The following is a 25,140-nucleotide window of genomic DNA, read 5'->3' as shown; positions in this document are numbered from 1 at the left end:
TCCACCGCCGGGATCTCCTGGGCGCCGCCGGGATCTCCTGGGCCGTCCGGCCAGCTGTCCGGGTCAGCCCGGCCGGCGGTCCGGCGCGCTGAGCCGGTGGGCGATCGGGCGGGTGGCCTCGGTGGCGGCGCGGTAGTCCGCGTAGCCGCGTTCGAGGACATCGCGGTGGGTGGGGTCGGGTTCCACGATCCGTACCCGGGGGGCGAACCCCGCGGCGGCCTCGGTGAGTGAGCCCGCCTGGCCTGAGCCGGCGGCGGCGGTGACCGCGCAGGCCCGCAGGGTCAGATTGTCCTCGCTGACCAGACGCAGCGGACGGCCCAGGACATCGGCGGTGGTACGCAGCCAGAGCGGGTTGTGTCTGATGCCGCCCGAGACGAACACCTCGTCCACGGCGATCCCGCCGTCGACGAACGACTCAAGCACCTGCCGGGTGCCGTAGGCGACACCCTCGACGGCTGCCCGGTAGACCTCCGCCGGCCGGCTGCCGAGGGTCAGCCCGAGGACGGCGCCCCGCAACCGGGGGTCGCGCAGCGGGGTGCGGTTGCCCATGAAGTAGTCGAGGACGGTCAGCCCGTGGGCGCCCGGCTCCAGCGCGGTGGCCTCCTTGATCAGTTCCGGCAGCTCCGCGCGGGGCCTGCCGAGAAGCTGCTCGCCGGCCCAGGTCAGTACGGATCCCGAGGTGACCTGACCCCCCTCGACCAGCCAGCGCCCGGTGTTGAGGGCGTCCGGGTAGGGGCCCCACACGGTCGGCGGGAAGACGGGTTCGTCGATCTCCGTGACGAAGGCGGTGGACGTACCGGAGACGACCGAGACCCGGCCCGGCCGCGCGCCGCCGATGGCGAGCAGGGAGAGATGGGCGTCGATGCCTCCCGCGCAGACCACGGCCCCGCCGGTGATGCCGAGTTCCGCGCGGGCCGCCGCCCGTACCGGTGCGACGGGGTCGCCGACCGGGATGATCCGCTCGGGAAGTCTGTCCCGCAGATCGGGCACACCGAACTCGGCGTAGAGATCGTCGGGCAGCCCGGCGCCGCGCGGGTCGTAGTTCCACTTGCAGACGGCGTTCATCCGCGAACCGGTCCACTCGCCGGTCAGCCGCCATACGAGATAGTCCACGGCCTCGGTGATGTGGCGGGCCGCGCGGTAGACGTCGGGCTCGTGACGGGCCAGCCACATCGCCTTGGGCACAAGCCACTCGACGGCGTCGGAACCGCCCGCGTACCGCAGCACGGGGTGGTCCGAACGGGCCGTCAGCTCCGACTCGGCGCTGGCCCGGCTGTCCATCCAGAGCAGCGCGGGACGCAGTGGCCGTCCCGCGCCGTCCAGTACGGCGACGGTCGAAGCGGTGGTCGCGACGGCGACGCCGGCCACCGGGGGCGAGCCCGCCTCGGCGAGCGCGGCGCGGGTGGCGGTCACCACGGCGCGCCACCAGTCCTCGGGGTCCTGCTCGGCCCGGCCGGGGGCCGGGAAGGAGGTCGGATAGCCGCTCTGGCTGAGGCCGAGCGCCTCGCCCCCCGCGCTGTACACGGCGACGCGGGCGCTCTCGGTCCCCAGATCGATGGCGAGGAGCGCGGTCATGGGCGGACTCCGTTCGTCAGGACGGTCACAGACGGTCTCCGTTCGGCAGGAAGAGGACCTTGGAGCTGAACATGGAACGCTCACCGAGCCGGTGCAGCGTGCTCGACACGTCGTCGAGGCCCAGCTCGTGCGTGATCATGAACTTCCAGCGGAGACTGCCGTCGCCCATGGCACGGGCGGCGGTGCGCCACTCGTCGCCGGGGAAGGGCGCGGAGAACGAGTTCCAGGCGCCGTGCAGGGTGATCTCCCGGCGCAGGAAGTTGCTGAAGGTGGACTTGGGCAGGACGACCGGGTCGTGCGGGATGCCGATGAAGACGGCCTGACCGTGCCTGGCGGCGAGCGTGACCGCCTGGTCGGCGGTGGCGGGCACCCCGGCGGACTCGATGATCACGTCGTATCCGGTGCCCGCGAGCTCGGCCGCCCGCGCCGGGGTGGCGGCGGTGTGGGTGGCGCCGGCCTCCAGGGCCATGGCCGCCTTCTCCTCGCTCACATCGATCGAGAGCACCTCGCTCGCGCCGGCCAGCCGCGCCCACTGAATGGCGAACAGCCCGATGGGTCCCGCGCCGACGACGGCGACCCGGTGTCCGGTGCGCAGTTTGGTACGCCAGACGGCGTGCAGGGCGATGGCGGCCGGGTCGAGCATGGCGGCGGCGCGCGGATCGAGGTCGGCGGGCAGGACCATCAGATTGCCCTCGGGGACGGTGACGTACTCGGCGTAGGCGCCGGCCCGCCGGCTGCCGAAGTAGTCGTAGTCCTCGCAGAGGCTGAAATGCCCCTGGGCGCAGGGGGCGCAGCGACGGCAGGGGATCAGCGGCGGTACGGCGACGAGGTCGCCCTCCTTGACCGTGCCGGCCTCGGCGAGTTCCGCGCCGAGCGCCACGACATGGCCGGAGAACTCGTGGCCGCAGATCAGCGGGAGGTGGTAGGCGCCGCCTGGCCGCAGCATCCGGGGGATGTCCGAGCCGCAGACCCCGCAGGCGGCGACGCGGACGAGTGCTTCCCGGGGCGCGGGTTCCGGTACGGGAACCTCCTCGACGCGGATGTCGCCCGGGGCGTGGAGCAGGGCGGCTCGCATGGTCTGCGGCATGTTCGTATCGCTTTCTCGGGTGGGGCCCGGCACACGGTCGGATCGGGCGGGTGGCGTGGGGCGCGGGGTCATTCCTTGCCCGTGAGCGCGAAGGTGCTGGAGCCGGTGTAGGTGGCGGCGTTGGCGGGGTCGATCAGACCGGTTCCGGCGTCGACGGAGGCGGGGACCTTCTTGCCGGCCTGGACGTCCAGCGCGGTCGTCACGGCGGTGGCACCCAGCGAGATCGGGTCGTTGAGCGCGGTGGCGAGATACGGGCCGTCGGAGGCGATGGACTTGACCGCCTCCATCAGACCGTCGACCCCGGCGACCTTGACGTCGGTGCGGTTGTTCTCCTTGAGCACCTGGAGCGCGCCGAGAGCCATGTCGTCGTTGTGCGCGTAGACCGCCTTGACGTCGGGGTTCGTCTGGAGGAGGTCCTGCATGGCGGTGACGGCCTTGGAGCGGATGTAGTCGCAGTAGGGACCCGACACGATCTTGATCTTGCTGTTGGCGGCCACGGCCTCGTGGAACCCGGCGCCGCGGTCGCGGGCCACCGCGCCGCCGGCGTCGCCCTTGATCTCGATGACCTTGCCGCCCTGGGCGCCGAGCGCCTTGGCGACCTCCGCGCCGACGAGCCGGCCCATCTCTTTGTTGTCGCGGCCGACCTGCGCGACGGCGCCCGAGGGCACCGGGCGGTCCACGCTCACCACCGGGATACCGGCGGCCTTGGCCGCGGCCAGCCCCGCCTTGACGCCCTTGGGGTCGACGGGGTTGACCAGCAGGACATCGACGCCGCGCGTGATCAGGTCCTGGATGTCGTTGTTCTGCTTCGTCACGTCGTCACCGGCGTCGGCGAAGTTCAGCTTGGCTCCGGCCTTCTTGGCGGCCTGCTCGGCTCCGGTGCGCAGCTGGACGTAGAAGGGCGACTGCTGGGTCGCCTGGCTGAAGCCGATGGAGAGGCTGCCCGTGGACTTCTTGCCACCGCTCTCGGTGCCACCGGGAGTGGTGGAGACGGAACAGGCGGCAAGTGACGCAAGGGTCGATGTCGCGATAAAGATCCCGAAGACGCGCTTCATACGCATGTGGGCCTCCAAATGTGGTCCTGGCGAGGGACAGTAGGTCCGGGGTTAACCTCACGGCAACACATGCGGTTTTTTTTGCTCTCATGAGCAAGGGCGCTGCTGACCTGGTGTGATCCGCTGGACGCGGCGGGTGACGCGGGGAAGCCCGCCCGCGCGGCCCCCGCACACACTGTGCCGACGGCAGGCGCGCGGCACCCGATTCCGGTCTCTGCCAGAATCGGCGGATGCTGAGCATCGGAACGATCGTGATGGGGGCCGGCGATGTGCGGCGGGCCGCGGATTTCTGGAGCCGGGCCCTGGGCTATGTGCCTCGGGACGGCGAGGTGAAGGACGACTGGGTGGTGCTGGTGCCGGCCGATGGCTCCGGTGCCGCGCTGGCCCTCGACCGCACGACGACGCTCGCGGAGGAGCACCCGAGGATCCACCTCGATCTCTATGCCGGCGACGCCGCCGATCAGGAGGCCGAGGTGGCTCGGCTGATCTCCCTGGGCGCTGAACGTGTCGACTGGGACTCCTATCCCGAGGACGCCGACTTCGTCGTGCTCGCGGATCCCGAGGGCAACCGCTTCTGCGTCATCGACACCAGTCACGGCTGACGCACGGGGCTCGGGCGACGCGACACGTAAGGGCGCGATGGCGGGTACGGAACTCCTTGTCGTGTGGCGGTGTGTCAGGTGTTGTGTGCGGCGATGGCCCGGAGCAGTGTCAGGGTTTCCCGCTCACGGTTGGTGGCTTCGTCGGGCGAGGTGCCGAAGGTGCGGTTGGCCGAGAGCTTGACGATCCGCACCCGTCCGTCGACGAGGACGAGCAGGGCCGCGGTATCCGTGTCGGCGGCTCTGCTCCTGTGGTCAACGCGTGGTCAGCTCATTCGGCGTCCGAGAGCTCCACCGATCGCCGAGACGGGTTCTGTGTGCCAACGTGAGGCCTGTGTCCGACTTCTCGACGTACATCGAGCGCAACAAGAGGTTCGCGGAGACCGATGCCAGGCTCAACGTGCCTGCCGTCCCGTTCATCCCGTTCAAGCAGGCGTTCGTGATCATTTGTATCGATCCGCGCGTCGAGCCGGCCGCCATTCTCGGGGTCGAGCTCGGTGAGGCGATCATCCTGCGCAACGTGGGCGGCCGGGTGACTCCCGCCGTCCTCCAGGACGTGGCGTGGATCAGCTATCTCCACGAGGTCAAGACGCCGGATGCCGACTGGTTCCAGCTGGCCGTCATCCACCACACCGACTGCGGATCCGGCCTGTTCGCGGATGACGAGTTGCGTCATGGCTTTGTCGCGCGTTTCGGTTACGACGACGCGACCATCGCCGATCTCGCCGTGGTCGAGCCCGCCGTGACACTGCGGAAGGACGTCGAGCTCCTGCGGCGGAGTCCGCACCTGTCCTCCCACGTCAAGGTCTCGGGGCACCTGTACGACCTGGAGACCGGCCTGCTCACCACGCTCGTCGACTAGGACCGCTGTGAAGCGGGTGCCGGCGGGGCGCTGCCACGAACCGCGGAGGCTCCGGCCCACCGGGGAGGCCCACCCGGGAGGAGGTGGCCCATGCGCTCGCTGACCGCGATCGAGTTCCTGATCCGGCTCGCCACCGGCGTGGGCTGCGGCGCTCTGATCGGTGTCGAGCGTCAATGGCGTGCCCGCATGGCGGGTCTGCGCACCAACACCCTGGTCGCCACGGGCGCCACCCTGTTCGTCCTGTACGGCGTGGCCGTCGACAACACCGGCAGCTCCACCCGGGTCGCCTCCTACGTCGTCTCCGGAATCGGCTTCCTGGGCGGCGGCGTCATCCTGCGCCACGGCGCCCGGGTACGCGGCCTCAACACCGCCGCCACCCTGTGGTGCTCCGCCGCCGTCGGAGTCATGGCCGCCTGCGGGCTCCCCCACGACGAGGCTGCGCGCGCGACGGGAGGGGCAGGACATCAGCAGTGTGCGTGCCACCGTCGAGGTGAGCGGCGACATCGCTCAGGTACTGGAGCCCGTCATCACCCGGCTGTCCCTGGAACCCGGCCTTCACGACCTAGCAGCGGACCCGAACGCCCGGACCTGAGCACCCGGACATGAGACGGTATCCGGCGCCGCGCCGCGTCATTACCGCGGTCTCCGCCATTCCCCGGTGTGCTGGCGGGCGGCCATCAGCCAGGTGACCGTTCGGCTGATGTCACTGGCGGAGATGATGCCGAGGACCCGGTGGTCGTCCAGTACCAGGACTCGATTCTCCGCGCCGGGCTGAATACGCGGCAGCAGGTCCGCGAGGGGAGCGTCCGGGGCAGCTGTGGTGACCTGCTCCAACGGCAGCATCACGTCCGCGACCGTATGGGAGTCCCGCTGCCCCTCGGGTACGTGCCTGGCACGGTCCAGGGTGACCAGCCCCGCTGCCCTGCCTCCCTCACCGACCACGGGAAAAGCCGAGAACCGATACCGGTAGCGGGGGTCGGTGAGGAACTGTGCGACGGTCAGCCCGCCCTGAACGGTGACCGGGTCGGGGGTCATGGCCTGCCGGACCGGGATACCCGCCAGCAGGGTCCGGAAATGCGCCTGGCGTCCTTCCGCGGTGGCAGCGGCGATAAGGAACCAGCCGATCAGTGACAGCCAGAGTCCCTCGAAGGTGCGGGTCACGATGAACAGGAGAAAACCGGCCGCGACGAGCAGCCAGCCGAAGGCGCGCCCCGCGGCGCTCGCGTTGATCGTCGCCCGCAGCGGGTCTCCGCTCCGACGCCACAGCAAGGCCCGCAGCAGTCGGCCTCCGTCCAGAGGTGCTGCCGGGATGGAGTTGAACAGGGCCAGCAGGATATTGATCGCGGCCAGCCAAGTCACCGCCTCCAGGAGCAGTCCCGGGGCATGCCCGAGATGGAGGAGCCAGGCACAGAGCCCGAAGAGCACTCCGAGCAGAAGGCTGACCAAGGGGCCGACCCCGGCGATACGCACTTCCGCGGCCGGGTTCGACGCCTCGGATCTCATCCGGGCCACGCCGCCGAGAAGCCAGAGCGTGATGTCGTCGACCTGTACCCCGTTCCGCCGGGCGACGATGGCGTGGGCCAGTTCATGGGCGAGGAGCGAGGCGAAGAAGATCAGAGAGGTGGCGAGTGCGGCCCCCCAGTACAGCGCGGGCGAGTGTCCCGGCTCCACCTGCGGGAAGCGACCCTGCGCCAGGCCCAGCGCGAGGAGGAAGAAGATCACCAGAACACTCCAGTGAACCCCGATCCTCACCCCGGCGATCCGCCCCAGCGAGAAGGTTGCTCGCACGTTGGTCTCCCTGTGTGATCGGCGTGCCGCCCGCTGTCGCGGCGAAATCGGCACAAGCGGCGCCGGCTCGGCTGTCCTCCCCCTGGCTGTGCTCCCCACTGCTGTCCTCCCATGGTGCGGCCGTCAGCACTGTGCGGCATCCGAAGCACGGGGCCCGCCGGCTCCTGTCACCGCCCGCCCGGAGGACCGACCCTCGCGCGTCACGCCGTCATGGGTCACGCCGTCATGGGCCCGTCAGGGTCCGCCGTCTCCACGTCAGAAAGTCGCCAACAAACCGGGATATCGCCCCTGGGGTCTTTTGATGGGAGCAGCAACGGTGAGATCCGGCGAGGGGTGGTGGCGTGATGGAGAGATACGGCGGTCGGCGCGTGGTGGCCGGGGTGAGCGGCACGCTGGGCAGTCTGACCGCCCTGCACCGGGCGGCGGCCGAGGCCCGTCGGACGGATGCGGAGCTGTGGGCCGTGCTGGCCTGGGCGCCGCCCGGCGGAGAACTGGGGCAGCGCAGATCGCCCAGCCCGTCGCTGCTCGACGAGTGCCGCCGGGCGGCCATCGAGCGGCTGCTCCAGACGGTACACACCGCCTTCGGCGTGGCCGGGCCCGGAGTGCCGATGGAGGGTCTGGTGATACGGGGTACACCGGGCGCCGTGCTCACCGGAGCCGCCAACAGCCCCGAGGACCTGCTGGTCGTCGGCGCCGGGGTACGCGGACGGCTGCGCCGCGCGCTGCGGCCCTCGGTCGCCCGGTACTGCCTCGCGCGCGCGTCCTGCCCCGTGCTCGCCGTGCCGCCCTCGCCACTTCAGGACGAGATCGACGCCGTAAAGCGCCGGATCGCCTGGCACATGCCCCTGGACACGCGGGAGTTGGCGGACTGATCGGCGCATCCCGACCGGGGGTGGGGACTCCACGGCCCTCGACGAGCCGCGCACAGAACGCCCGGCCGGGAGACCCCGGCCGGGCGTCCGGCCACGCTACTGACAACGGCCTTCAGGCTGCCATCAGGTCAGATCGTCAGTGTGTCTCAGATCGTCGGTGTGTCATCGACGACCTCCTTGTGCGGTTCGACAATGAACTTCCAGCCATCGCTGGGCTCCAGGAACCGCACGCGGGTCGGGTAGATGTCCAAGGCGCGGCGGTCGCGGTTCTGACTGTTCGCGCCCTTCCGCCCCCGGATCGGCTCCTCGAACAGGTCGACCTTGACGTCCGGCACCGCGACGACCTCCTCGCTCCAGCGCTGAACGATCCCCACACCGAACGCGTCCCGCGCGGCGGAGTAGAGCGAATCCAGAGATTCCTTGCTCCCGTCGGGAACGAAGAGAGCGAGATTCAGCAGAACGCCGGCACTCTGGAGAACCTCTATTTCCTCCCCCGCCTCGTCGGCTATCCAGATCCCGCGCTCCTCGGAATTGTCCGGGAGAATATGGATTTCCTTACCGAAAATCGTCCTTGCGGTGAAGGATCCTCCCTCGAAATTCTTACCCGGCTCCGTAAGGAAAGCCGGGGCATAGCAGTCGAGAGGAAGGCCATCCATCTCCGCCGAGACGAAGATGTCGTCCTGGAGGCCCAACTCTGAGACCTCCCCGGCCGTAAGACGTCGAGCCGCAACCTTCTCGATATTCACGCCATTCCCCTTTTTTGTGGCACCCTGTGAATTCATCGAAACTCTATCACGAAAACGCCAGGCCAGTTGCCGTTATGTATGCCTTCTCGGTTACGGATAGTACTGGCCGGCCGGTATCGCCTTGCAGAGAACGCGACCATTCTCACGGTTCTCGGGGAAGCACTGCCTGAACCAAAAGAATCGAGGGGACGCGAGGTCGAGCTCACCCTTTCCGGCGGTGCGGTACGTGGTCGCCCGGGTGCCGGCTTCGGCGACAGGGGTGATGAGTCGGAACGGACGCGCGCTACGCTCACCCCTGTGATCGCCCCCGACCCCTGTCCCAGAACCGGCCACGATGGGGAGGTGCGCTGAGCCGATGGCGAACGGGCTGACGATCGGTCAGGCGGCGGCGTACGTCGGCGTCACGATCAAGACCGTGCGGCACTATCACCGGCTCGGCCTGGTCCGGGAGCCGGTGCGTGACGGTTCCGGCTACCGGCGTTACGGGTCGGTCGATCTGCTCCGGCTGGTCCAGGTGCGGACGCTGGCCGGGGCCGGCGTACCGCTCGCCGAGATCGGTGACCTGCTCGACGCCGAGCCCGAGCGGTTCACCGCCGCTCTGGACGATGTGCACCGCCGGCTCACCGAACGGATCGAGGACCTGGTCGCGCGCCGCGACACACTGCATCGGCTCGCCCATGGCGACCGGGTCCTGCTGCCGGAACGGGCCTGCACGGTCTTGGACCGACTCGCCGGTCTCGGCTTCAGCCCCGACTACGTGGCCACGCAACGGGAGGCTCTGGTGCTGGCCAGGGCGGTGGTCCCGGACGTCTTCGACAGCTTCCTGACCATGCTTGAGCACTGGATCGACGATCCCGGGTTCATCGAGCTGACCAAGCGCGGCTGGGACGCGATGTCCTGGGACCAGGACGACCCGCGGATCGAGGAGCTGGCGTCCGCGATGGCCGACAAGCTGCTGGCCAACCGCGCGCTGCTGGCGATGCCGACCGGATTTCTGAACCGGCCCGACGCCGCTTCCCGGTATGGACTCGTCAACCACCACCGGGAAGAACAGCTGCCGTCCGTCGCCCGGTTGAACGCGCTGATCGAGGCGAACCTGCGCGCGGCCGGCATCGACGTCCCGCGTCAGTAGATCACTGCCGAGCCCGGGCCCTCACGGCGTGACGCGGCTCAGTCGTGGTCGCGGTGCGCGGCGCGGGCTGCGATGGCGTCGCCCGCGGTTCGCGCCTGGTACTTGCCCTGGTGGGTCAGCAGAGCGCGGTGGTTGACATCGCCGAGGGCATAGAGCCAGGCGCCGTCGACGCCGCGGACCAGGCAGGTGGTGTCCACGTCCAGCCAGGAGCCGGCCGTGAGCCCGACCGTGTCCAGGCCGATGTCGTCCGTGTTGGGGGTCCGGCCGGTGGCGAACATGACCTCGTCGGCCTCCACCTCGTCGCCGTCGTCGAGGGTGAGGGTCACAGGTCCGGTGGGGTCCGGACGCCGTAGCGCGGTCACCCGCGTGCCGGTCCGCACATCCACGCCCGCCTCGGTGAGTCCACGGGTGACCAGATCGCCCGCGAAGGGTTCCATACGGGGGATCGGACGGCGGCGGGCGAGCAGGGTGACCTGGGAGCCCAGGCCCTGCCAGAGCGTGGCCATCTCGATGCCGACCCCACCGGCGCCGACGATGGCGAGCCGGCCGGGCACGGTGCTGGAGTCGGTACCCTGCCGGTTCGTCCAGGCTCTGGCCTCCTCGATGCCGGGGATGTCGGGCAGGAGCGGCCGGCTGCCGGTGGCGACGGCCACGGCGTGGCGGGCGGTGAGAGTGTGCTGTGCGCCGTCGTCCCTGGTGACCGTGACCCGGCGGGGTCCGTCGATCCTGCCGTGGCCGCGGAAGAGGACGGCGCCGATGCTCTTGACCCATTCGGCCTGCCCGGTGTCATCCCAGTCGCTGACGTAGTGGTCGCGACGGGAGAAGACCGCCGCGGTGTCAGGTCCGCCGGTGACCGCCTGCCGGGCACCATCCACACGACGGGCGTCGGCGACCGCGATGACCGGCCTCAACAGCGCCTTGCTGGGGACGCAGGCCCAGTAGGGCGGAGCGCGAAGCCCCTCGGCGCGCATCCTGGTCATATAACCGTGCTGCCTGTACCGACCATCGGACCCCGGCCGCGGGAATGACCAAGAGCGCCCATAAGCACCACCGTGGGCCGCTCCCGCGGCGAGTCCGCCACTCCCCCCGTGCCCGGGCTCGATCAGCGGAACGTGGACGGCCTCCGTTCCGCACAGCGGTAGCCTCCCCTCATGAGCGCACGCAGTGACTCGCCCGTGAGGGACGGTGAAGCCGGTCCCGCCCCCGTGCCGGACGAGGGCCCGCAGATCACGCAGGCCGAATGCCGGCAGTGCGGCACGCATATCGCCGGCCTCGACGGCCGTTACAGCTGCGGCGTATGCGGCTGGGTCAACCACCACTCCGAGGGCCACCGGCAACTGCCCACCGCCGACGACGACACCGACACCACCAACCACCTGGCCTGAACACGGCGCCCCCGCCGGTGGCGCCGACGCGGGTCATCGGTCCTGGCCACTCGCATCGGCGAGCAGCGCGGCGACCCGGGTGACGGTGCGGTCTTCGAGGTACGGCCCGATGATCTGGACGCCCATGGGCAGGCCGTCGCGTGTGCGCCCCATCGGCACGGTGGCCGAGGGGAGATGAACGTGGCCGGCGAGATTCGTCCAGGTCGTCTGGTCGTAGTACGGCCGCCGCTTGCCGTCGACCAGTATGTGCCGCTCCATCGGCGGCAGGCCGGTCTGGTCCTCGACGGCCGCCGTCGGCGCGACGGGCGTGATCAGCACGTCATGGGTCTCGAAGTAGGTGCTCCAGACGTCCCGTAGCTGGGTGCGCTGCTCGTGCGCGAGGAGCCAGGACCGGTGACGGCTCGTGCGTCCGCGCAGGAAGGCGGCGTACGGGGACGGGTCGTCCGTGGCGAGCGTGTCGGCCTGTGCGCACTCCGAGGCGAACGCGTCTTCCGGTGCCGTGGCCGAGGCGGTGGCGAACATCAGCGTGGTGAAGAGGGTGTTGCTGGTGGCCAGGTCGACCGGTCGGGTCGCGGCGTCGAGCCGGGCCCCGGCCCGACGGAGCAACTGCTCAACGTGATCCATGAGTTGGCGCGTCTCGCTGTCGACGGCGCAGAACGGATCGTCGGGCCACCATCCGACGCGGTAGTGGCGCAGCTGGTCGTGGCGCGCGGGCGGGAGGCGGAGCTGCCATGCGGTGGCGTCCCTGGGCGAGGGTGCCGCGAGGACATCCAGGGCGAGGTCGAGATCGGCCGCGGTGCGGGCGAGGGGGGCGAGGGTGAGCATGTCGCCGCTGGTGGCCCAGCCGGGCGGTCGCGGGATATGGCCGCGGGTGGGCACGATGCCGTGGCTGGGACGCAGGGCGTGAACACCGCAGTAGTGGCCCGGCAGTCGGGCGGATCCGGCCAGGTCACTGCCGAGGGCGAGCGGCGCGTGCCCGGCCGCGACGGCGGCGGCCGGTCCGCCGGAGGACCCGCCGGCCGTACGGAGACGGTCGTGCGGGTTGGGGGTGGTCCCGAACAGCGTGTTGGAGGTCTGGATGTCCTGGCAGTTCGGCGGAACGTTGGCCTTGCCGAGGATGATCGCGCCCGCGCGGCGCAGGAGGGTGACCGCGTCCGCGTCGCGGTCGGGGATGTGGTCGGCCAGTTCGGGCAGGCCGCACGTGGTACGGAGACCGCGGGTCTCCAACGAGTCCTTGACGACGACCGGGAGGCCGAGGAGCGGCAGTTCGCCGCCCCGGGCCCGCTGGTTGTCCGCCGCGTCCGCCGCGGCGCGTACCGCGTCGGGGTCAACGGTGACCACCGCGTTGAAGCCCGGGTCGGCGGCGATGACCTCCAGGTGGAGTTCGGCCAGTTCGCGGGCCGAGACCTCTCGGCTGGAGAGGGTGCGCAGCTGGTCGACGGCGGACTGCTGGATGAGGTCGCTCAACGGTGATCTCCTGTGCTGACGGGGGCGGTTATGGTGCGGTGGGAGGTGAAGTGCTTGGCGATGCCGAGCAGGGCGCGGAGGTTGTCGTCCGGGGTGCCGGTGTCGCCGTGGATCTCGGCGTAGTCGGCGGGTTCGGTCTGCGGCGGGTGCCGGGAGGCCATCGCGTCGAGTGCGTCGCGGATCTGGTCGGCGGTGACGGCGAGTGCGAGGTCCTGGCCGGTGAGTCCGGCGGCCCGGTGGCGTGTCTCCGCGTCGGACCGTGCGGCGGGAGCGAGGTGGGGGCGCAGGACGCGCTGGCCGTCGCGGATCTCGACGGTGCGCCGGTACAGGTGCCATCCCAGATCGACACCGGGGTCGCTCAGGCCGTCGTGGCTGGGGGGCGAGTCGAGGGAGATGCCGGGGGCCTGGGCGTGCAGCGCCTCCCACAGCGGCCCCAACTGCCGGTACTGGTCGCGCTCGCGGCGGCGGGTGCGCAGTCGTACGGCCGTCAGCGCGAGGGTGGGCACGAGCCAGCCCAGAAGGACCACGGCGGCGCCGAGGTCCCCGCAGATCCAGGCGAGCGCGTCCAGCTCGTCGAGATGCCCGCCGGCCAGCGAGGCGACCACTCCCCCGATACGGATCCCGCTGTATCCGAGGGTGATCACTGATCCGACGGCCACGGTGTAGAGGCCGCGGGCCACCCATACCGCGCCGGTACGGCGGGCGTGCCGCCAGCAGGCTCGGGCCAGCCACACCTCGCCCACCGCGTACGCCACGATGTAGAGGGTCAGATAGGCCCGGTAGACATCCGTGTGCACGAAGTACGCGGTGAAGCCGACCGGCCGCGACGCGCTCGGGGTGAGGTTGGCGAACAGGACCACCAGGGCGACGATCACGGCGGCGCAGGCCGTGCCCCAGACGAGGATCGTGCGGCGGGCCCGCTCGGGCGGTCCCCAGCAGGCGAGGATGACCTGCTGACACCCGATCATGGTGATGACGCAGATGTGCGCGATGAGGGCCGACGCGTTCGGCACGTCCAGTGCCCGGTCGACCCGTGTCCACACCGGAGCGAAGGACACCGCGAACGAAGCCCCGGACAGGGCGAATACGGCGGCGAGCGCGGCGAGGGCCGGATCATCGCGGAAGCTCCGCGCCCGGAGCAGCAGCAGGGCGAACCCGATCAGGGCGAACGTCAGCGAAATGGGGTGCAGGACCTCTTTCACCGCAGGTTCCTCCCGTTCAGCAGGGTGCGCGCCACGCGGTCCGCGGCGTCCGGCAGCCGGCGGTGGATGCTCTGCTGGAGGAGCGAGGCGATGGTCTCCGCCTCTTCCTCGTCCTGGTACTCATAGGTGGTACGGCCAAGGATCATGCGTACGGTCTCCGGGTCCAGCGTGTTGAAAAACCGCTCGGTGACGGGCTGTTCGGGCGCGGCGGCCAGGCTGTTGTGCCCGCGCAGGATGTGTCCGAGCTCATGGGCGATGATGTGGTCCGCGTGGGCGGGACTGGTCCGTGGGTCGTAGAAGATGTGGTCCACGTCTGTGGTGCGGACCCACATGCCGCACGGCTCGGCGGTGTTGGTGACCGTAGGCTCCAGGCGGATGGGCCGTCCGGAGACCTCCTCGATATGCGGCAGGAGGTCGCGGACGCTGGTGACGGTCGAGGGCACGTCGAGATTCTCCACCAGTAGCCGACAGGTACGCCGCAAGGCTGATTCCATGCTCCGCTCTCTCCTGTGACGGCTCGCTAGTTCTCGTCCGGCAGCGGCGGGAGCCCCTCTGACGCCCGGACGTGATTGATCATCGTCAAGACCGTCCTCATACTCTCGGGTGTGCGCCGCGGATCCGCCGCCCGTCCGGTACGCCACTGCCCTACCAGTACGGCTGAGACGCCCATGTCCGCGGCCACTTCCGCGTTGGTGTACGCGCCCCGGTTCTTCGGGTGGACGACGGCGAACAGCCGGTTCGGTCGCATCGCGACGGATGCCCCGGCGACTTGGTGCCCGCTCGGCACGTCGGGCACGTCACGCTCCGCCGCCGCCATCACGGTCCCCATCCCCTTCACCGCCGTTTACCACACAGGCGATATATGACCTCACTTCAACCCCGATATCAACTGAGGTTGATCGAGCCTATCGCCCGGCCATGTCACCGCAAGGGCACCGGTCCTGGCTTCCGGCCCCGGCCCATGGAGGCCTCCGAGCTACAGCCTCAAGACTTCGTAAGAAGCCATCACGGAACCGCTTGCCTCACCAACTCGCGATACGTTATAACTTCTAACGAACGAACGAGCCTCTAGCTCGCCAGTCACCCAGCTCGCCGACAAGGAGAACCTCATGTCCGGAAGCCGCCGTACCAGCGTCCCCGCCGCCCTGTTCGCCCTCCCGCTCGTCGTCGCCGGTGTCCTCGGCACCGCCGCCGCGCCCGCCGGCGCCACCCCTCACCCCGGCGCGTCCCTCACCTGCCGCGGCGAAGGCGTCGACCCCCATGCCCTCGTCCGCTCCAGGACCGAGACCGTGATCCACGCGCCGCTGAGCACCATTTGGAAGCTCCAGACCGACGTGGAGCGCTGGCCGACCTGGCAGGCCCCGGTCGAGACCGTGGAACGCCTCGACCACGGCCCCCTCCGGAAGGGTTCGGCGTTCCGGTGGACGACCCCGATACCGCCCAACCCCGCGACTCCCGCCACCAGTCTGGAGATCACCTCGACCGTCAAGCAGCTCAAGCACAATTCCTGCCTTCGCTGGAGCGGCCCCGCCATCGGTGAGGGACTGCGCATCGACGGCGTCCACGTATGGAACTTCACCAAGGTCAAGGGCGGCGTGCTCGTGCGCACCGAAGAGACCCACACCGGAGATCAGGTCGAAGCCGATGTCCCCACCGCCACCAAGATCCTCGGCGACGGTCTGAAGGGATGGATGGCCGACCTGAAGACCGCCGCCGAAGCCCGCGCCGGCCACCGGCCCCACTGAACTGGCCGGTACGAGGCGTTCCCCCAGCGCAGCGGGCCATAGAGGCCACCCATCGGCCGGATAGAATCTGGACGGTCTTTTCCGGGCCTCTGGGCTCATCGATTCAGAGGGGGCCCACATGGCGAAGCAGGATCGAGCGATCCGTACGCGCCTGACCATCCTGACCGCGGCGGCCAAGGTCTTCGAGGCGCGCGGCTACCAGGCGGCCACCATCAGCGAGATACTCGCCGAGGCCGGGGTGACCAAGGGGGCTCTGTACTTCCACTTCCCCTCGAAGGAACATCTGGCTCAGGGCGTGCTCCGCGAGCAGGACCAGTGGCTGCCCGTGCCGGACCGCCCCTGCAAGCTCCAGCAGTTCGTGGACACGGTTCTGCTGCACGCCTACCGCCTGCAGACCGACCCGATGGTCCGGGCGGGGGTCCGGCTCTCACTCGACCAGCAGGCTCACGGGGTCGACCGCAGCGGCCCCTTCCTGCGCTGGGGCGGGATCATCGGGGAACTGCTGGAGAAGGCCCAGGCCCAGGGTGAGCTGCTCCCCCATGTGAAGACGGCCGAGACCGCCGAGGTCACGGTGGGGGCGTTCGCCGGTGTCCAGGCCATGTCGCAGGCCGTATGCGAGCACCAGGATCTGCTGGCCCGGACCTCGGTCCTGCTGCGGCATCTCCTGCCCAGCGTCACCCTGTCCTCCGTACTCGCCTCCGTGGACCTCACCCCGAACCGGGGCGGGGCCGTCTTCGCCGAACTGCGGCCCCGGCCGGCCGAAGAGGAGCGGGCAGCGAGCCAGGACGGCTGACGAGCCCGCTCGGTGGTGCGGCGATCCCCACCCGCTGTCATGGCGGGGACCGCCGCACCACCGAAGGGGACAGGGGAGCGGTGGATCAGAGCGTCGCGGTGATGTCCGCCGCCGCGCCGGGACGGTCGCCGTCGAGTTCGTTCACCAGCCCCCGCAGGACTGGCCCGTACTCGGGGTGGGAGAGGGCGAAGGCCATCTGGGCGACGAGGTAGTCGGCCGGGTTGCCGGTGTCGTACCAGCGGCCGGAGATGACCTGCCCGTACACGGCACGGCTGGCCGCGTAGGCGTTGATCGCGTCGGTCAGATAGATCTCGCCCTCCCGCCGGTCGTACCAGAGGCGGGTCTGCTCGCGCAGTTCGTCGATGATGCCGGGGGTGATCACATAGCCGCCGATGGCCGCGTACGAGGACGGCGCGTCGGCCGGTTTGGGCTTCTCGACCAGGCCGGTGATGCGCAGCAGGCCGTCGTCGAGGTCTTCCTTGACGATCGGCACGCCGTAGCGCTGGGAGTCGTCGGGGTCCATCGGCATGAGGGCCAGTACCGGACAGCCGGTCTGCTCATGGGCGCGGATCAGCTGCTGGGCCCGGGGCACCTCGGCCACGAACACGTCGTCGGGCCACAGCACCAGCACCGGCTCGTCCCCGAAGGAGCGGGCGGCGTTCAGTACGGGGGTGCCGTTGCCGTACGGACCGTGCTGGTCGAGATAGGTGATGTGGCCGCGACGGGCCAGCTCGGCGACCTCTTCCACCGCGTCCGCGTATCCCGCCTTCCCGTCTTCCCGCAGCTGCGCGCAGAGCGCGGGGTTGGGCCGGAAATGGTCCTGGATCAGGCTCTTGCCGCCGGAGACGACGATGGTGATGTCGGTGATGCCGGAGTTCACCAGCTCGCGCACGGTGTGCTCGATCACCGGCTTGTCGCCGACCGGCAGCATTTCCTTGGGAGTGGCCTTGGTCAGGGGCAGCAGACGGGAACCCAGTCCGGCGGCGGGGATCACGGCCCTGCGGATCGTCGGGGACATCAGTCTCTCTCGGTCGAACGGATCCGCACCGGCCGGCACGGCTCACGTCGACGCTACCAACGTGCGCGACTGCCCCTGAAAGAGGTCGTGCGCACGGTCACGGAGCGTGCGGGGATGACTGTCCCACCAGGAGTGTACGTTCGTACGCTTTGGCTATAGGCTCCTGCGCATGAGTCTTGTTATGCCGACACGGCCGGGTCTGACAGAACGGCAGGCCCGTGTGGCGGTGAGCGTGCTGTTCTTCACCAACGGCGCGTTGTTCGCCAATCTCCTGCCGCGCTTTCCCCAGATCAAGGCCGAACTCGGGATGGGCAACGCCGCCTACGGGCTGGCGGTCGCGGCGTTCCCGACCGGCGCGATCGTGGCCGGGCTCGCGGCCGGGGTGCTCATTCGCCGGTTCGGCTCGGCGTGGGTGGCGGTGACCGGCACCATCCTGACCGGGGCCTGGATTCTGGCGGCGGGGCTGACCGCTTCGGTGTCGGCGTTCGCCGGCGCGCTGTTCCTGGCGGGGGCGATGGACGCGATCACCGATGTCGCCCAGAACGAACACGGCCTTCGGGTCCAGCGCCGTTACGGGCGTTCCATCATCAACTCCTTCCATGCCATCTGGTCCATCGGCGCCGTCACCGGCGGGGCGATGGCCGCCGGCGCCATCGCGCTAGGCCTGTCGCGGGGAGTGCATCTGGGGATCTCGGCGGTCGTGTTCGCGGTCGCCGCGCTCGCCGCTTCGAGGTTCTGTCTGCCCGGCCAGGAGACCGAACCGGCCGGGGACTCCGTCGACGATGCTCCTGACGCGCGGCGGAAGGAAGCCTCCGGAAGAGGACCGCGGACCCTTTTCGTGCTGGGCGCTCTGGTGTTGATCGCCACGGCGGGCGCACTGGTGGAGGACGCGGGTAGCTCGTGGGCCGCTGTCTATCTGTCGGACTCGCTGGAGGCGTCGGTCGCGTTGGCGGCTTCGGGATACATCGCTCTCGTGGGCGCCCAGTTCATCGGGCGTCTCATCGGCGACCGGCTCGTCGACCGGTTCGGGCAGCGCGCCGTGGCGCGCGTCGGCGGTCTCGTCGCCGCGGCGGGTATGGGCCTGGCGCTGGCCGTTCCGACGGTGCCCGGGACGATTCTCGGATTCGCCACCGCCGGGCTCGGAGTGGCCACACTGGTACCCGCCGCGATGCACGAGGCGGACGAGTTGCCCGGCCTCAGCCCGGGGTCCGGGCTGACCATCGTCTCCTGGCTCATGCGCCTGGGCTTCCTGTTCTCCCCGCCGGTCGTAGGACTGATCGCTGACGCGACCAGTCTGCGCGTGGGCCTGCTGGTCGTCCCCATCGCCGGGCTGCTCGTCGTACTGCTCGCCGGTGTGCTGCGAAAGCGGCTCCGGTGACCGGCACCGTGGGCCATGTCCCTTGAGGATCGATCCGACCGAAGAACGTCCACCCGTGCGGTCCCGCCGAGCGACCGCACGTCCCGAGGAAAGGCTGCCTTTCATGACTGTGCCGAACACACCACTCCCCCGCGAGCGCGTGGGTGTCATGCTCCCCCGCGATCTGCCGGCCGCGGAGGTGCTGCCCTTCGCACGCCGGGCGGAGGAGCTCGGCTTCGACGAACTGTGGGTGGTCGAGGATCTCGGCTTCCGCGGCGGGGTCGCCCAGGCCGGTGCGGTGCTGGCCGCCACCGAACGCATCGTCGTCGGCATCGGCATCATGCCCGCCGGCGCGCGCAACCCCGCCTTCGCCGCGATGGAGTTGGCGACCCTGGCGCAGCTCTTTCCGGGACGGCTGATCGCGGGGATCGGGCACGGCATGCCGGTGTGGATGCGCCAGTTGGGAGCGTGGCCGGCCAGCCCGCTCACCTTCATCGGTGAATACGCCACCGCGGTCCGCGCACTGCTGCGTGGTGAGCCGGGGCCCGTGAACGGCCGGTACGTGACGACCCAGGACGTTGTCATCGGCGAGACCCCGGACCTCGTTCCGCCGGTCGTGCTCGGTGTGCGGGGCCCCAAGTCGCTGGAGGTCGCCGGACGGGTCGCCGACGGTGTCCTGCTGTCCGAGCCGTCCCCGCCCGCGTATATCGCCGCGGCCCTCGGCCACATGGGCACGACTCCGGGCGCGGAAGGTGTCGAGGTGATCGCCTATGACGTCGCCGTGGTCGACGACGACTCCGGCGCCGCCCTGGAGCGGGCGCGTGCGGGCCTGACGTGGATCGGGGAGCCCGACTGGGCGCCGCACCTGGCCGCACTGCCGTTCGCCGACGAGCTCGCCCGGCACCGCCGACAGTGCGCGGGACCGGAGGAGTTCGCCGCCACCATGCCGGCGGAGTGGGTCGCCGAGCTGGCCCTCGCCGGAACACCCGACCAGGTCCGCGAACGCGTTGCCGCCCGGTATCGGGCGGGAGCCACCAGCGTCGTCCTCTCGCCGGTCGAGGCCGACAGGACGGCCGCGCTCACCCAGCTCGCCCGCGTCCTCAGCCGGCGCTGACCGGTGCGCGCCGTGGCCGGGTCGAAACGCTGCTCCGGCAGGGCTCGGCCGCGGCGCATCCACGTCCGGGCCGACGATGAGCCTGGTACTGGCCTCCCTGGGCAACACCGTCCCTGGCACCCCCGGACCGCCGACCTCACCGTTGATGTGTGGCCGCGAGCAAGGCGGCCACCGGAGCCCGCCCCACCGCGAGCCCGCTCCCGCCTTTCACGCGACTTGGAGCACCACCGTGAGGACCAACGTCAGCTTCCCCAGCGCCGGTATCACGATCGCCGGACACCTCTACACACCGGACGACGAGGCCCGCGGCCCGCGCCCGGCGATCGTCGTCGGCCACCCCGGTAGCGGGGTGAAGGAGCAGACCGCCGGCCTTTACGCGCGGCGCCTGGCCGACCAGGGTTTCGTCACCCTCGCCTTCGACGCCGCCTACCAGGGAGAGAGCGAGGGCGAGCCGCGTGGTCTGGAGGACCCGGCCCACCGGGTCGAGGACATCAAGGCCGCGGTCTCCTTCCTCACCACTCGTGAGGAGGTCGACTCCGAGCGCATCGGGGCACTGGGCATCTGCGCCTCCGGCGGATACGCGCTGACCGCGACCGCGTCCGATCACCGCGTCAAGGCCGTCGGCACCGTCTCCGCCGTCGACATCGCGCGCCAGTTCCGCGAGGGCGCCGACGGCACCCAGGACCCGGCCGCTTTCCGGACCATGCTTGACGTGGCCGCGGCCTCCCGCACCGCCGAGGCCCGTGGTGAGGGCGTCCCGGCCTTCCCGCTCTTCCCCGACACCGCCGAGGAGGCGGACGCCGCGGGCGGCGAGCACGGCGTGGAGGGATTCGACTACTACCGCACCCCCCGCGCCCAGCACCCACGCTCGGCGCGGTCCTTCACCTGGTCCAGCGTCGACCGTATGGCCTTCTTCGACGGGTTCCGCTTCGTCGGCCTGATCGCCCCGCGCCCCCTGCTGCTCATCGTCGGCCGCGAGGCCGTCACCTCCTGGATGAGCGTCGAAGCCTTCCAGAACGCCCGGGGTCCCAAGGAACTGCACTGGGTGGCCGGCGCCAGCCATGTGGACCTCTACGACAAGGAGCCCTATGTCGGCGACGCCGTCACCCGGCTGACGGACTTCTTCCGGACCCACCTGGCCAAGAACCAGTAGGGACCGGCGTACAGAGGGCGGGCGTACCCAGGGCCGCGGGCGGTGTCCCGTAGCGCCGCCCGGGCGCCCGGAATCGGGGTTACGCGTCCGGGGGACGGTTGTCGGCGGAGGAGCCGGGCTCCGTGCGGTCCGGCGCCCGGCCGGTCGCCACCCGCTCCATCGGGCTCGGGTCGAGAGGCGGCGGGGCGAGCACCAGATCGGCTCGGTGCGCGGTGGCCACGACAAGATCGGCGTTGCGCTGGTCGCTGCCGAGAGACCACGCGCGGGCCTCGGCGAAGGGTTTGCCGTAGGCCACGTGCCGTTGGATGAGCTGGTTCAGCCGGGTCTCCTCATCGGTGGCGACGTACCACGCCTCGTCGAGGAGTGCTTTGACGCCCGCCCAAGGGCCCTGGTCGAGCAGCAGATAGTTGCCCTCGGTGATGACCAGGGGCACCTCCGCCGGTACGGGGATGGCGCCGGCGACGGCTTCCTCGAACTCGCGGTGGAACCGGGGGGCGTACACACACTCCTCCGCCTGATCGCGCAGCCGGCGGAGAAGCGCCGCGTAGCCCGCCGCGTCGAAGGTGTCCGGTGCGCCTTTCCGCTGTCGGCGGCCCAGCCGGTCCAGCTCGCCGTTGGCCAGATGGAAGCCGTCCATGGGCACCACAACGGCCGTGTCCTGGCCGAGTGCGGCGGCCAAGTGGGCAGCCAGGGTCGACTTTCCCGAACCGGGCGCCCCGACGATCCCCAGAATCGCCCGCCGCCCGGATTCCGCGAGAGCGCCTGCTCGGTCGCGCAGTGCGGAGAGGGTCATCTCCTCGGCGCTCCAGGGTTGGGGGACGGCGGTGGCTTTCATGTGATGACTCTCAGACGGTCATGCGCGAGGTGACCCGGCGCGGTGGTGAATGAACGTGGAGGGAGCGGGGTTGAGCGGCGGTACGAGGGGAGTGAGGGGAGCGAGGGCCGGTGGCCGTTCCGGCGCGCGGGCGGCCTCCCTCATCGTAGGCAACAAGTCCCGGGGCATCCGGAGTGACCCGTGCGTCAGGGCGGTGTGCGGGGGCGGCCGAAAGCCCCCCGCACTCGCGTCCGGTCAGCCTTCCTTGATCTCCACCGACAGCTCATTGTCGACCGTGTAGTACGGGCGCGCGTTCAGACCATCGAGTGCCGTGGCCGGATACACGAACACCCTCTTGCGGTCGGCGAGGTCATCGAGGAGCCGAGCCGTCCGCACCGGGCGCGCGTCCGCGGACGGGCGTACGAACACGTCCCACACCGCCGGGCCCGCATCGACGCCCGGTGTGCTCAGCAGATCCCGGTAGCCGACGGTGAGGGAGAAGGCGTGGCCGCCCTCCGCGGTCAGCTCCACCTCCCGTGCGATGCCGCCCTTACCCCGGCGGCGCAGCAACGCCGCCGCTCCGGCGCCCAGTTCGGTGCCGAAGAGCCGGCCGCGTACCGTCATCGCGCCGTCGGCGACACGGATACGGTCCGCTTCCGCGTGTGTGGGGCGCAGCCAGGCGCGTACGGCGAAGTAACCGTCCAGCGTGGCGTACGGGACCAGGACCGCCAGGGGTGAGGAAGTCCCCTCGGGCGCGCGGCCCGTCACCAGGGCCCGTAGATCACGGACGCCGGGGAGGAGCCGTCGGCGCGGTGCGCCGGGCGAGGGGAGGACATAGGCGTCCCACCGGCCCTCCGCGAAGGCGGGCGCCGGTTCGATGGTGGCCTGCCAGCGGTCCTGGCCGGGCGCCGGTTCCAGGTCGAACACCCGCCTGACCTGTTCGGGCTGTCCTTTCGGCGGGCGCAGGCGCAGCAGCAGTTGGGGCCGGGAGGCCGGGGCCTCCGGCGTGTCCGGGGCGGTGAGCCGTACGGTGAGGCGGTTCTCCCCGTCCACCGTGCAGTCGGCGCGAGGGCGCGGGCTCTCGGCCCGCGCGTTCCCGGCCCGCGCGTTCTCGTCGCGCGGGTCTCCGTCGCGCGGGTCTCCGTCGCGGTCCGGGCTCATCGCTTCGCCTTCCGTACGGTCTTGAGGATGGTGCCGGCCGCCGAGTAGGCGGCGTCCCGGGCCGCGTAGCCGCCGGTCACCAGAGCGCGGTCAATGCCCGCGGTGCGCGCGGCGGCCGGGCGTCCGGCCCGCCTCGCCGACACCAGCGCGTCGAACAGCGCCTCGGCCTGTGCCACGATCGGCCCGGGGCCGTACCGTTCGGAGTTCTTCAGCGCGGTACGCCCCATCCGGCGGCGCGTCTCGTCGTCGCGTACGAGGTCGAGCAGAGCGGCCGAAAGGGCCTCGCGGTCGCCGACGGGCACCAGCCGGCCGTCCGCGCCGTCCGCGATGATCTCGCCCGGGCCGTGCGGGCAGTCGGTGCTGACGACGGGGAGACCGCAGCGCATCGCCTCGACGATCGTCATGCCGAAGGGCTCGAAGTTCGAGGTCGCGGCGGCGATCGAGCCCTTGGCCCACTCGGCCTCCATCGGGCTCGCGGTACCCATCAGGAAAACGTTGTCGTACAGGCCGAGTTCCTCGATGAGCCGTCTCAGCCGGTCGTGCTCCTCACCTCCGCCGTACACGCGCAGCTGCCAGTCGGGCCGTTCGGCCACCACCGCCGCGAATGCCTCGATAAGCAGGTCGTACCGCTTCACCGGGACCAACCGGCCCGCGGCCACCACAACGGGGGCGGTGCCGTCCGAGGGCGGGAGCGACGGGTCGGGGACGCTGTTGGGCAGCGCTTCCACCCGGACGCCCGGCAGCCACATCTTCTTGCGGTACGCGGCGGCGTCGGCATGGGTCACAGTGGTCAAGGCGTCCAGGCGCGGATAGGCCCGGCGCAGTACGCGGCGCAGTCTCGGCGGGTGGTTGTCCAGGGTGAGGTGTTCCTGCCCCACCCGTACGGTCCCGGCCCGGGCCTGGAGAGCGATGTGCACATTGAGGCCCGGCCGCGTGCCCACCACGACATCGGCGTCCGTCGCCCCCAGGAACTCCTCGATCCGCTCGTCGGTGAGCGCGCTGTACTGGCCGTAGCGGTACTCGTAGGAGGGGAACACCTTCGCCGGGCTCAGCTGCAGCGGATGTTCCTTCTCATGTCGCAGGTCAACGAGCGGGCGCAACCGTATTCGTGGGTCCGGTGTCAGGTTCGGGCTCTCCCGGTGCCGGAACACGGAGACGATTTCCACCTCGTGCCGCTCGGCCAGCGCACCGGCCAAGTTGTACGTCGTGGTGATGGTCCCCCCGATCCCGTAGGCGTTGTGAATGAGTAAAGAAATCTTCATGAATGTTCGGACCACGTTGTTCACCGTGGCGTTCCACCCGTTACGCGGTCTTGAGACAACCGCATCGATTCCGTGTCCAAAGATCCGTACACGCACCCGCGTGAACCGGTCCCGCAGTATGGTCTGGCGATGGACGATGACGATGGGGACGGCTACTTCGGAGAGAGCGTCGCGGCGACGTACGACGAGTCGTCGGGGGAGATGTTCGAGCCGAGCGTCGTGGCCGCGACGGTCGATGTTCTGGCGGAGCTGGCGGACGGTGGCCCGGCGCTTGAGCTGGGCATTGGGACGGGGCGCGTCGCGTTGCCGCTGGCACGCCGTGGAGTTCCGGTCCACGGCATCGATATGTCACGGGCGATGGTCGCCCGGCTCGGCGCCAAACCGGGTGGCGACGCGATCGGCGTGACGATCGGCGACTTCGCGACGACGAGGGTGGCGGGAACGTTCTCCGTCGTGTATCTGGTCTACAACACGATCATGAACCTGACGACACAGGCGGCGCAGGTGGCGTGTTTCCGCAACGCCGCGGCCCAGCTGGCGCCCGGGGGGTGCTTCGTCATCGAGGTCATGGTCCCCGAGCTGCGAAAGCTCCCCGCCGGGCAGAACATCGTGCCCTTCCATGTGAGTCCGACGCGGTGGGCATTCGACGCCTACGACGTGGCCACCCAGGCCATGAGTTCGAACTACATCGAGGTCGTCGACGGGCGTGGCGAGTACAGGTCGGCCCCTTTCCGGTACGTGTGGCCCGCGGAACTCGATCTGATGGCTCAGCTCGCCGGGCTGCGGCTGCGCGAGCGGTGGGACGGCTGGACGCGGCAACCCTTCACGAACGAGAGCGGCCGGCACGTATCGGTCTGGGAGAAACCCGCCGGCTGACCGCGATGCCGAGTCGGTGCTCGCAACCGCTCGCGGGGTGGGGACCGAGGGCGGGCCCCCGGTCCCCGCCCGACGGC

General features: G+C 70.5%; 25 protein-coding genes and 1 pseudogene. 12 read left to right on the top strand and 14 right to left on the bottom strand.

The window, feature by feature from the left end; translation table 11 throughout:
• Positions 1-63: 63 nt before the first annotated feature.
• From AB0M67_RS30185 to AB0M67_RS30175, 3 genes are all read right to left on the bottom strand, one after another.
• Positions 64-1,575: an FGGY-family carbohydrate kinase gene (locus tag AB0M67_RS30185; RefSeq protein ID WP_365750600.1), complete on the bottom strand. Its 1,512-nt coding sequence runs from the start codon at positions 1,573-1,575 to the stop codon at positions 64-66.
• Positions 1,576-1,600: 25 nt separating this feature from the next.
• Positions 1,601-2,662 carry a galactitol-1-phosphate 5-dehydrogenase gene (locus AB0M67_RS30180; RefSeq protein WP_365750598.1) on the bottom strand — a complete coding sequence of 354 codons (1,062 nt, stop codon included), beginning with the start codon at positions 2,660-2,662 and terminating at the stop codon, positions 1,601-1,603.
• A gap of 68 nt (positions 2,663-2,730) precedes the next feature.
• Positions 2,731-3,723, bottom strand: a complete 993-nt coding sequence (locus AB0M67_RS30175; RefSeq protein ID WP_365750596.1) for a substrate-binding domain-containing protein — start codon at positions 3,721-3,723, stop codon at positions 2,731-2,733.
• A gap of 224 nt (positions 3,724-3,947) precedes the next feature.
• Here AB0M67_RS30175 and AB0M67_RS30170 point away from each other — a divergent pair, with 224 nt between their 5' ends.
• The 3 genes from AB0M67_RS30170 (at position 3,948) to AB0M67_RS30160 (ending at position 5,784) form a co-directional block, all read left to right on the top strand.
• Positions 3,948-4,319, top strand: coding sequence for a VOC family protein (locus AB0M67_RS30170; protein WP_365750594.1), 372 nt, complete (start codon positions 3,948-3,950; stop codon positions 4,317-4,319).
• Between the two features lie 331 nt (positions 4,320-4,650).
• Positions 4,651-5,178, top strand: a complete 528-nt coding sequence (locus AB0M67_RS30165; RefSeq protein ID WP_365750592.1) for a carbonic anhydrase — start codon at positions 4,651-4,653, stop codon at positions 5,176-5,178.
• A gap of 90 nt (positions 5,179-5,268) precedes the next feature.
• On the top strand, positions 5,269-5,784 hold the full coding sequence (locus tag AB0M67_RS30160) for an MgtC/SapB family protein (RefSeq protein ID WP_365750590.1): 516 nt from the start codon (positions 5,269-5,271) through the stop codon (positions 5,782-5,784).
• A gap of 27 nt (positions 5,785-5,811) precedes the next feature.
• On the opposite strand, the gene AB0M67_RS30155 is transcribed toward AB0M67_RS30160, so the two are convergent.
• Positions 5,812-6,966 (bottom strand): site-2 protease family protein, encoded by a 1,155-nt coding sequence (locus tag AB0M67_RS30155; RefSeq protein ID WP_365750588.1) that lies wholly within the window; start codon positions 6,964-6,966, stop codon positions 5,812-5,814.
• Between the two features lie 344 nt (positions 6,967-7,310).
• Here AB0M67_RS30155 and AB0M67_RS30150 point away from each other — a divergent pair, with 344 nt between their 5' ends.
• Positions 7,311-7,838 carry a universal stress protein gene (locus AB0M67_RS30150; RefSeq protein ID WP_365750733.1) on the top strand — a complete coding sequence of 176 codons (528 nt, stop codon included), beginning with the start codon at positions 7,311-7,313 and terminating at the stop codon, positions 7,836-7,838.
• Between the two features lie 146 nt (positions 7,839-7,984).
• On the opposite strand, the gene AB0M67_RS30145 is transcribed toward AB0M67_RS30150, so the two are convergent.
• Entirely contained in the window at positions 7,985-8,584 is a 600-nt protein-coding gene (locus AB0M67_RS30145; protein WP_365750586.1) for a hypothetical protein, read from the bottom strand.
• Positions 8,585-8,939: 355 nt separating this feature from the next.
• Between AB0M67_RS30145 and AB0M67_RS30140 the strand changes: the two genes are divergently transcribed.
• Positions 8,940-9,716, top strand: coding sequence for a MerR family transcriptional regulator (locus AB0M67_RS30140; protein ID WP_365750584.1), 777 nt, complete (start codon positions 8,940-8,942; stop codon positions 9,714-9,716).
• A 59-nt stretch (positions 9,717-9,775) separates the two neighbouring features.
• Here AB0M67_RS30140 and AB0M67_RS30135 read toward each other — a convergent pair.
• A pseudogene (locus tag AB0M67_RS30135) lies at positions 9,776-10,657 on the bottom strand (FAD-dependent oxidoreductase); the annotation flags it as partial.
• Between the two features lie 210 nt (positions 10,658-10,867).
• On the opposite strand from AB0M67_RS30135, the gene AB0M67_RS30130 reads away from it, so the two are divergent.
• Positions 10,868-11,101 (top strand): hypothetical protein, encoded by a 234-nt coding sequence (locus tag AB0M67_RS30130; protein ID WP_365750582.1) that lies wholly within the window; start codon positions 10,868-10,870, stop codon positions 11,099-11,101.
• Between the two features lie 33 nt (positions 11,102-11,134).
• On the opposite strand, the gene AB0M67_RS30125 is transcribed toward AB0M67_RS30130, so the two are convergent.
• From AB0M67_RS30125 to AB0M67_RS30110, 4 genes are read right to left on the bottom strand one after another with little or no spacing between them, the layout of a single operon-like run.
• Positions 11,135-12,568 carry an amidase gene (locus AB0M67_RS30125; RefSeq protein ID WP_365750580.1) on the bottom strand — a complete coding sequence of 478 codons (1,434 nt, stop codon included), beginning with the start codon at positions 12,566-12,568 and terminating at the stop codon, positions 11,135-11,137.
• The gene (locus AB0M67_RS30120; protein WP_365750578.1) at positions 12,565-13,770 is read right to left on the bottom strand and encodes an MAB_1171c family putative transporter; all 1,206 of its coding nucleotides are present in this window, start codon (positions 13,768-13,770) and stop codon (positions 12,565-12,567) included. The genes AB0M67_RS30125 and AB0M67_RS30120 overlap by 4 nt, the downstream gene beginning before the upstream one ends.
• Positions 13,767-14,264 (bottom strand): toxin, encoded by a 498-nt coding sequence (locus AB0M67_RS30115; protein ID WP_365750576.1) that lies wholly within the window; start codon positions 14,262-14,264, stop codon positions 13,767-13,769. The genes AB0M67_RS30120 and AB0M67_RS30115 overlap by 4 nt, the downstream gene beginning before the upstream one ends.
• Before the next feature lie 26 nt (positions 14,265-14,290).
• Positions 14,291-14,599 (bottom strand): hypothetical protein, encoded by a 309-nt coding sequence (locus AB0M67_RS30110; RefSeq protein WP_365750574.1) that lies wholly within the window; start codon positions 14,597-14,599, stop codon positions 14,291-14,293.
• Positions 14,600-14,879: 280 nt separating this feature from the next.
• Here AB0M67_RS30110 and AB0M67_RS30105 point away from each other — a divergent pair, with 280 nt between their 5' ends.
• Both AB0M67_RS30105 and AB0M67_RS30100 read left to right on the top strand, forming a co-directional pair.
• Complete coding sequence (locus tag AB0M67_RS30105) at positions 14,880-15,515, top strand: SRPBCC family protein (protein ID WP_365750572.1); 636 nt, start codon at positions 14,880-14,882, stop codon at positions 15,513-15,515.
• Positions 15,516-15,633: 118 nt separating this feature from the next.
• Positions 15,634-16,308, top strand: coding sequence for a ScbR family autoregulator-binding transcription factor (locus AB0M67_RS30100; protein WP_365750570.1), 675 nt, complete (start codon positions 15,634-15,636; stop codon positions 16,306-16,308).
• An 85-nt stretch (positions 16,309-16,393) separates the two neighbouring features.
• Here the strand turns inward: AB0M67_RS30100 and AB0M67_RS30095 are convergent, their stop codons facing one another.
• The gene (locus AB0M67_RS30095; RefSeq protein WP_365750568.1) at positions 16,394-17,326 is read right to left on the bottom strand and encodes a UTP--glucose-1-phosphate uridylyltransferase; all 933 of its coding nucleotides are present in this window, start codon (positions 17,324-17,326) and stop codon (positions 16,394-16,396) included.
• A 169-nt stretch (positions 17,327-17,495) separates the two neighbouring features.
• Between AB0M67_RS30095 and AB0M67_RS30090 the strand changes: the two genes are divergently transcribed.
• The 3 genes from AB0M67_RS30090 to AB0M67_RS30080 all read left to right on the top strand — a co-directional run bounded on the left by AB0M67_RS30090 (position 17,496) and on the right by AB0M67_RS30080 (position 20,950).
• Positions 17,496-18,704 (top strand): MFS transporter, encoded by a 1,209-nt coding sequence (locus tag AB0M67_RS30090; RefSeq protein ID WP_365750566.1) that lies wholly within the window; start codon positions 17,496-17,498, stop codon positions 18,702-18,704.
• Positions 18,705-18,807: 103 nt separating this feature from the next.
• Positions 18,808-19,797 (top strand): LLM class flavin-dependent oxidoreductase, encoded by a 990-nt coding sequence (locus AB0M67_RS30085; RefSeq protein ID WP_365750564.1) that lies wholly within the window; start codon positions 18,808-18,810, stop codon positions 19,795-19,797.
• A 229-nt stretch (positions 19,798-20,026) separates the two neighbouring features.
• Positions 20,027-20,950: an alpha/beta hydrolase gene (locus AB0M67_RS30080; RefSeq protein WP_365750562.1), complete on the top strand. Its 924-nt coding sequence runs from the start codon at positions 20,027-20,029 to the stop codon at positions 20,948-20,950.
• Between the two features lie 79 nt (positions 20,951-21,029).
• Here AB0M67_RS30080 and AB0M67_RS30075 read toward each other — a convergent pair whose 3' ends face one another.
• The 3 genes from AB0M67_RS30075 to AB0M67_RS30065 all read right to left on the bottom strand — a co-directional run bounded on the left by AB0M67_RS30075 (position 21,030) and on the right by AB0M67_RS30065 (position 24,187).
• Entirely contained in the window at positions 21,030-21,743 is a 714-nt protein-coding gene (locus AB0M67_RS30075; RefSeq protein ID WP_365750731.1) for a nucleoside/nucleotide kinase family protein, read from the bottom strand.
• 276 nt (positions 21,744-22,019) lie between these two features.
• Entirely contained in the window at positions 22,020-22,925 is a 906-nt protein-coding gene (locus AB0M67_RS30070) for a hypothetical protein (protein WP_365750560.1), read from the bottom strand.
• Positions 22,922-24,187, bottom strand: coding sequence for a glycosyltransferase family 4 protein (locus tag AB0M67_RS30065; RefSeq protein ID WP_365750558.1), 1,266 nt, complete (start codon positions 24,185-24,187; stop codon positions 22,922-22,924). The genes AB0M67_RS30070 and AB0M67_RS30065 overlap by 4 nt, the downstream gene beginning before the upstream one ends.
• A 129-nt stretch (positions 24,188-24,316) precedes the next feature.
• Here AB0M67_RS30065 and AB0M67_RS30060 point away from each other — a divergent pair, with 129 nt between their 5' ends.
• Positions 24,317-25,063, top strand: coding sequence for a class I SAM-dependent methyltransferase (locus AB0M67_RS30060; protein ID WP_365750556.1), 747 nt, complete (start codon positions 24,317-24,319; stop codon positions 25,061-25,063).
• Positions 25,064-25,140 lie beyond the last annotated feature (77 nt).

This window comes from Streptomyces sp. NPDC051662 (assembly GCF_040681655.1).
GTDB lineage: Bacteria > Actinomycetota > Actinomycetes > Streptomycetales > Streptomycetaceae > Streptomyces.
The sequence above is the reverse complement of the archived record's forward strand: the minus strand, read 5'-3'. Positions and strand labels throughout refer to the sequence as shown.

Excerpts from the sequence above, each read along its gene's own strand:
- AB0M67_RS30185 (WP_365750600.1), bottom strand. The coding sequence starts at position 1,575 with ATGACCGCGCTCCTCGCCATCGATCTGGGGACCGAGAGCGCCCGCGTC.
- AB0M67_RS30180 (WP_365750598.1), bottom strand. The coding sequence starts at position 2,662 with ATGCCGCAGACCATGCGAGCCGCCCTGCTCCACGCCCCGGGCGACATC.
- AB0M67_RS30175 (WP_365750596.1), bottom strand. The coding sequence starts at position 3,723 with ATGCGTATGAAGCGCGTCTTCGGGATCTTTATCGCGACATCGACCCTT.
- AB0M67_RS30170 (WP_365750594.1), top strand. The coding sequence starts at position 3,948 with ATGCTGAGCATCGGAACGATCGTGATGGGGGCCGGCGATGTGCGGCGG.
- AB0M67_RS30160 (WP_365750590.1), top strand. The coding sequence starts at position 5,269 with ATGCGCTCGCTGACCGCGATCGAGTTCCTGATCCGGCTCGCCACCGGC.
- AB0M67_RS30150 (WP_365750733.1), top strand. The coding sequence starts at position 7,311 with ATGGAGAGATACGGCGGTCGGCGCGTGGTGGCCGGGGTGAGCGGCACG.
- AB0M67_RS30140 (WP_365750584.1), top strand. The coding sequence starts at position 8,940 with ATGGCGAACGGGCTGACGATCGGTCAGGCGGCGGCGTACGTCGGCGTC.
- AB0M67_RS30130 (WP_365750582.1), top strand. The coding sequence starts at position 10,868 with ATGAGCGCACGCAGTGACTCGCCCGTGAGGGACGGTGAAGCCGGTCCC.
- AB0M67_RS30115 (WP_365750576.1), bottom strand. The coding sequence starts at position 14,264 with ATGGAATCAGCCTTGCGGCGTACCTGTCGGCTACTGGTGGAGAATCTC.
- AB0M67_RS30110 (WP_365750574.1), bottom strand. The coding sequence starts at position 14,599 with ATGGGGACCGTGATGGCGGCGGCGGAGCGTGACGTGCCCGACGTGCCG.
- AB0M67_RS30105 (WP_365750572.1), top strand. The coding sequence starts at position 14,880 with ATGTCCGGAAGCCGCCGTACCAGCGTCCCCGCCGCCCTGTTCGCCCTC.
- AB0M67_RS30100 (WP_365750570.1), top strand. The coding sequence starts at position 15,634 with ATGGCGAAGCAGGATCGAGCGATCCGTACGCGCCTGACCATCCTGACC.
- AB0M67_RS30095 (WP_365750568.1), bottom strand. The coding sequence starts at position 17,326 with ATGTCCCCGACGATCCGCAGGGCCGTGATCCCCGCCGCCGGACTGGGT.
- AB0M67_RS30090 (WP_365750566.1), top strand. The coding sequence starts at position 17,496 with ATGAGTCTTGTTATGCCGACACGGCCGGGTCTGACAGAACGGCAGGCC.
- AB0M67_RS30085 (WP_365750564.1), top strand. The coding sequence starts at position 18,808 with ATGACTGTGCCGAACACACCACTCCCCCGCGAGCGCGTGGGTGTCATG.
- AB0M67_RS30075 (WP_365750731.1), bottom strand. The coding sequence starts at position 21,743 with ATGACCCTCTCCGCACTGCGCGACCGAGCAGGCGCTCTCGCGGAATCC.
- AB0M67_RS30070 (WP_365750560.1), bottom strand. The coding sequence starts at position 22,925 with ATGAGCCCGGACCGCGACGGAGACCCGCGCGACGGAGACCCGCGCGAC.
- AB0M67_RS30065 (WP_365750558.1), bottom strand. The coding sequence starts at position 24,187 with ATGAAGATTTCTTTACTCATTCACAACGCCTACGGGATCGGGGGGACC.
- AB0M67_RS30060 (WP_365750556.1), top strand. The coding sequence starts at position 24,317 with ATGGACGATGACGATGGGGACGGCTACTTCGGAGAGAGCGTCGCGGCG.